Below are 5,605 nucleotides of genomic sequence, written 5' to 3' on the forward strand. Positions count from 1 at the left end.
CCGCGCCCTGGCGCGCGACGTCGGCGCCGGCCGCCTGGCCGGCCCGGCCGAGGACCCGTCCGTCGTCCTCGTGGCCGCCCCGCCGGACGTCACGGCCGAGGTCGTCGCCGAGCGCCTGCGGGCGCACCCCCGCGCCGTCGTCACCGACGTCGCCAGCGTCAAGGGCGCCGTGCTCGACGGCGTCGCCGCGGCGCTCGCCCGCGACGGCGCCGACCCGTCGGCCGTGCTGCGCTACGTCGGCGGCCACCCCATGGCCGGCCGCGAGCGCTCGGGCGCCACGAGCGCGCGGGCCGACCTCTTCACGGGCCGTCCCTGGGTGCTCGTGCCTCCGGACGGTGCTCAGGGCGGTGCCCCGGACGGTGCTCAGGGCGGTGCTCGGGGCGGTGCGTCTGCGGCGCCGACCGGAGATGTCGCCGGGGACCCGGGAGGTCCAGCCGCGGGGGCCCTCGAGCGGGTCCTCGACGTCGTCGCCGACTGCCGGGGCGTGCCCGTCGTCATGGGGGCGGCCGAGCACGACGAGGCGGTGGCGCTGGTCTCGCACGTGCCGCAGGTGGCGGCGAGCCTCGTGGCCGCGCGGCTGCTCGAGGCCCCCTCCGGGGCCGTCGCGCTCGCCGGACAGGGGCTGCGGGACGTCACCCGCATCGCCGCCAGCGACCCCGGGCTGTGGGTGCAGATCCTCGGGGCGAACGCGGCGCCGGTGGCGCGGGCGCTGCACGCGCTGCGCTCGGACCTCGACGCCGTGCTGGGCGCCCTCGTCGATGGCGCGCGCGTGCCGGGCAAGCACGGGGCCGACCCCGTGCCCGTCGAGGTCGTCGCCGTGCTGGTCCCCGACGAGCCCGGCAGCCTGGCGCGCCTGTTCGCCGACGTGGCCGACCTCGGGGTGAGCGTCGAGGACGTCAAGCTCGAGCACGCGCCCGGGCGCCTCCTGGGCCTCGCCGAGCTCTCCGTCCTGCCCGCGGGACGGCCCCGCCTCGAGGCCGAGCTGCCGCCGCGCGGCTGGCGCGTCGCCGGCTGAGGGCGGCGTCGGGCAGCGGGGGCGGGGGCGCGCGCGGCGGGCGACCGGCCCCGCGGGCGCCAGCGACTACCCTGGGCGCGACCTGAGCCGCTCCGCGCCCGCCCGCGGAGGAGGCCGGTCCTCCCCGACCGCACCGACGTCAGGACCCGCATGCCCGCTCCCCGCCCAGCCGCCGCCCCGGTCGTCGTCGCCGTGGACGGGCCGTCGGGCTCCGGCAAGTCCAGCGTGAGCCGCGCCGTCGCGGCCCGGCTCGGCACGGCGTACCTCGACACCGGGGCCACCTACCGGGCCGTCTGCTGGTGGTGCCTGGAGAACGACGTCGACCTCTCCGACCGCGGGGCCGTCGCCGAGGTGGCGCGCCAGATCGAGCTCGAGCTCGGCACCGACCCGTCCGCGCCGTCGGTGCGCGTCGGCGGGCGCGTCGTCACCGACGACCTGCGGGCGAGCCGCGTGTCCGCCGCCGTCAGCGCCGTCGCGACCAACCTCGACGTGCGCGCCGAGCTCCGCCGCCGCCAGCGCGCGGTCGTCGACCTCGCCCGCCGCGAGCGCGGCGTCGTCGCCGAGGGCCGCGACACCACCACCGTCGTCGTCCCCGACGCCGACGTGCGGGTGCTCCTCGTCGCCGACGAGGAGGCCCGGCTCCGCCGCCGCTCCCTCGACGTCCACGGGAGCGACGACGCCTCCTCCCGCGAGGCCACCCGCGACGAGGTGCTGCGCCGGGACCGCGACGACGCGACCGTCTCGGAGTTCTCCGTGGCGGCCGACGGCGTCGTCACCGTGGACTCCTCCGCCCTGACCCTCGAGGAGACCGTCGAGGCCGTCCTCGCGCTCGTCGCGCGGGCCGTCCCCGCGGCCCTCCCGCCGGAGCAGGTCAGCGCGAGCGCCCTCGAGCGCGCCGACCGGGCGGGCGCCCGGTGAGCGCGGTCGGGAAGGGCGGCGGCGAGGAGGGCCGCAGCGGGAGGAGCGGGGCGCCGGCCCGTCGTCCGGCCTCGGGCGGCCGCGAGGTCCCCGGCACCTTCGGCCCGAAGTGGGGCAAGCCGGTGGGCTGGGTGCTCTCCCGCACCCTGTGGAGCGTCACGCGCCACGGCCTCGACAACGTGCCCGCCGACGGGCCGGTGCTCCTCGCGAGCAACCACCTCGGCTTCCTCGACGGGCCGCTGCTCATGGGCATGGCGCCGCGGGGCACGCACTTCCTCGTCAAGAAGGAGATGTTCACCGGCCCGCTGGGCGTCGTCCTGCGCGGCTGCGGGCAGATCCCCGTCGACCGCACCGGCGACCGCGGCGCGCTCGTCACCGCGGTCGCCGTGCTGCGCCGCGGCGGCTCCGTCGGCGTCTTCCCCGAGGGCACCCGCGGGCGCGGCGACGTCGCCGCCATGCAGTCCGGCGTCACGTGGCTCGCGCTGCAGACCGGAGCGCCCGTCGTGCCCGTCGCGCTGCTCGGCACGAAGCGGGCGGGCGGGTCGCGCACCGACCTGCCGCGCCCGCGCCAGCCCGTGCACGTCGTCTTCGGCGAGCCGGTGTCGCTCACCCCGCGCGCCGGCGTGCCGCGCCGGGACGCGCTCCAGCAGGCCACCGAGGACCTGCGCGGGGCGATGACCGCCCACGTGCACGCGGCGGTGGAGCTGACCGGCATGCCGCTGCCGGACGACGTCGAGCGGCCCGCCGGGCCGGGGAGGTCCTGACGTGGACGCCGACGGGGCCGCCCCGGGGCCGGAGGACGAGATGGTGGACCAGCAGATGGACGACGAGCGGACGGACGAGGTCGAGGTCGCCGGAGCGGTCGACGACCTCGAGGGCGGCGCCGAGGGGGCCGACCGGACCACCGCGCTGCGGGCCGGCCTGGAGGACTACGAGCTCTCCGACGAGGACTACGCCCTCCTGCTCGCCGAGGAGACGGGCGCGGCCGCGGAGCCGCTCGAGGTGCTGCCCGTCGTCGCCGTCGTCGGGCGCCCCAACGTCGGCAAGTCGAGCCTCGTCAACCGCATCCTGGGCCGCCGCGAGGCGGTCGTGCAGGACCTGCCCGGCATCACCCGCGACCGCGTCAGCTACCCCGCGGAGTGGTCGGGGCAGCGCTTCACGCTCGTCGACACCGGCGGGTGGGAGCAGGACGTCGCCGGGCTGGAGGCGCGCGTCGCCGCGCAGGCCGAGGTCGCCGTCGAGGCGGCCGACGTCGTCGTGCTCGTCGTCGACGCGACGGTCGGCGCCACCGGCACCGACGAGGCCGTCGTCCGGCTCCTGCGGCGCTCGGGCAAGCCCGTCGTCCTCGCGGCCAACAAGGTCGACGACCAGCGCGGCGAGGCCGACGCGGCGACGCTGTGGTCCCTCGGGCTGGGTGAGCCGCACCCCGTCTCCTCCGTCCACGGCCGGGGGTCGGGCGACCTCCTCGACGCCGTCCTCGCGGCGGTCCCCGAGGAGCTGCAGGCCGCCCGCGAGCGCCCGTCCGGGATGCGGCGCGTGGCCCTCCTGGGCCGCCCGAACGTCGGCAAGTCGAGCATGCTCAACAAGCTCACGGGCAGCGACCGGGTCGTCGTCGACGCCACCGCCGGGACGACCCGCGACCCGGTGGACGAGGTCGTCGAGCTCGCCGGGCGCGAGTGGGTCTTCGTCGACACGGCCGGCATCCGCCGCCGGGTGCACCAGTCGAGCGGGGCGGACTTCTACGCGTCGCTGCGCACGCAGGCCGCGCTGGAGAAGGCGGAGGTCGCCGTCGTCCTCGTCGACGGCTCGGAGACCCTCACCGAGCAGGACACCCGCATCATCTCGACGGTCGTCGAGGCGGGGCGGGCCCTCGTGCTCGCCGTGAACAAGTGGGACCTCGTCGACGAGGAGCGCCGCTACTACCTGGAGCGGGAGCTCGAGCGCGACCTCGTGCAGGTCCGCTGGGCGCCGCGGGTCAACGTGTCCGCCCGCACGGGGCGCCACCTCGAGCGCCTCGTCCCCGCCCTCGACGTCGCCCTGGACTCGTGGGGGACGCGCGTCCCGACGGGTCGGCTCAACAGCTTCCTCGGCCAGGTCGTCGCCGAGCACCCGCACCCCGTCCGCGGCGGCAAGCAGCCGCGGATCCTCTTCGGCACGCAGCCGTCGACCCAGCCGCCCCGCTTCGTCGTCTTCGCCTCCGGCTTCCTCGAGGCGGGCTACCGGCGCTTCCTCGAGCGGCGACTGCGCGAGGAGTTCGGCTTCGAGGGCTCGCCCGTCGAGCTCAGCGTCCGGGTGCGCGAGCGGCGTCGTCGCTGAGCGCCGACGGGGGTCGAGCGGCCCCGCCGGTGCGGTAGTGTCTGCGGCGCCGCAGCGGTCCGCCGGCCGCCCTCCGGGGCGGGCGCGAGCCGGTGCACGGCAGCTCGGGATGTGGCGCAGCTTGGTAGCGCACTTGACTGGGGGTCAAGGGGTCGCAGGTTCAAATCCTGTCATCCCGACGCACGGCCCTGGTGGGAGCACCGCTCCCGCCAGGGCCTTCGTCGTCTCCGGGGCCCCCGAGCGCCCGAGCCCTCGCCCGCGCCGCCGGGTGCGCGGCTCCCGCCGTCACCGGGGCCCCGTAGGCTCACGCCCCGTGCCGGTGAGGACCGGTGCCGGACGGGCAGGGGAGGTGCGCGTGGAGGGCTCGAGCGCCCCGCAGCGGGGCAGCGGCAGCTCGCCCGCGCCGCGGGGGTCCACGGCGGCGGACATGGACACCGACGAGGTGCTCACCGTCCCCAACGCCATCAGCGCCGCCCGGCTGCTCCTCGTCCCCGTCTTCGCCGTCCTCATCGCGACCGAGCGCGACGGCTGGGCGCTCCTCGTCCTCATGGTCTCGGGCGCCTCGGACTGGGTCGACGGGTACCTCGCCCGGCGGTGGCACCAGACGTCACGGCTCGGTCGGGTCCTCGACCCGGCCGCCGACCGCCTCTACATCGCGGTGACGCTCGTCGGCCTGGCCTGGCGGGACGTCGTCCCGTGGTGGCTGGTCGCGCTCATCGCGCTGCGCGACGTCGTCCTGGCGCTCACGGTGCCGGTGCTCTCGCGGCACGGGTACGGCACGCTCGAGGTCCACTACCTCGGCAAGGCGGCGACCTTCTGCCTCCTCTACGCCTTCCCCCTCATCCTCCTCGCCCAGGTCGGCGGCGCCCTGAGCCCGCTCGGGCCGGCGGCCGAGGCCCTCGGCTGGGCCTTCGCCTGGTGGGGCACGGGCCTCTACTGGTGGGCCGGTCTGCTCTACGTCCACCAGGTCCGGCTCCTCGTGCGCGCGGACGCCGGGCCGGCGGACGGGCGGGCCGTCGCGGGGGCCGGCACGTGAGCCCCGCCGCCGGCGTGGCGGGCCGCCGCCCCGACGCGTCCATGACGCTCCTGCGGGAGGTCATGGAGCGCCCGCTCGACCCCGGGTACGCGGCCGCGGCCGCGGCGCGCCGCACCGGGACGGCGCCCCCGGCGACCCGCCCCCGCAGGGCCGTGACGGCCGGTCTGGGCCTGCTCGCCGGGCTCCTCGCCGTCGTGGGCGTCGTGCAGCTGCGCGCGCCCGGCGCCGAGGGCACGACCGCCGCCCTGCGCGCCGAGGCCGAGCAGCGCCAGGGCGAGGTGGACGCGCTGGCCTCCGCCGTCGAGGGCGCGCGCGCCGAC

5 protein-coding genes, 1 tRNA gene and 1 pseudogene are annotated in these 5,605 nt (G+C 78.0%); all 7 read left to right on the top strand.

Translation table 11 applies throughout. The features are described 5' to 3' along the window. A partial coding sequence (locus HLB09_RS12155; RefSeq protein WP_171203629.1) for a prephenate dehydrogenase/arogenate dehydrogenase family protein occupies positions 1–1,015 on the top strand: 1,015 nt, incomplete at its 5' end. Positions 1,016–1,165: 150 nt separating this feature from the next. After that, a complete protein-coding gene (gene cmk, locus HLB09_RS12160; RefSeq protein ID WP_171203630.1) occupies positions 1,166–1,933 on the top strand; it encodes a (d)CMP kinase in 768 nt (255 codons plus the stop codon). After that, on the top strand, positions 1,930–2,697 hold the full coding sequence (locus HLB09_RS12165) for a lysophospholipid acyltransferase family protein (protein ID WP_171203631.1): 768 nt from the start codon (positions 1,930–1,932) through the stop codon (positions 2,695–2,697). Before cmk ends, HLB09_RS12165 begins: the two co-directional genes overlap by 4 nt. Positions 2,698–2,737: 40 nt before the next feature. Beyond that, complete coding sequence (gene der / locus HLB09_RS12170; RefSeq protein ID WP_171203633.1) at positions 2,738–4,249, top strand: ribosome biogenesis GTPase Der; 1,512 nt, start codon at positions 2,738–2,740, stop codon at positions 4,247–4,249. A gap of 105 nt (positions 4,250–4,354) precedes the next feature. Continuing rightward, positions 4,355–4,428 (top strand) — tRNA-Pro (locus HLB09_RS12175). A gap of 176 nt (positions 4,429–4,604) precedes the next feature. Beyond that, the gene (locus HLB09_RS12180) at positions 4,605–5,285 is read left to right on the top strand and encodes a CDP-alcohol phosphatidyltransferase family protein (protein WP_171203632.1); all 681 of its coding nucleotides are present in this window, start codon (positions 4,605–4,607) and stop codon (positions 5,283–5,285) included. After that, a pseudogene (locus tag HLB09_RS17855) lies at positions 5,282–5,605 on the top strand (DUF881 domain-containing protein); the annotation flags it as partial. The gene HLB09_RS12180 and the pseudogene HLB09_RS17855, both read left to right, overlap by 4 nt.

This window comes from Pseudokineococcus marinus (assembly GCF_013004605.1).
Lineage (GTDB): Bacteria > Actinomycetota > Actinomycetes > Actinomycetales > Quadrisphaeraceae > Pseudokineococcus > Pseudokineococcus marinus.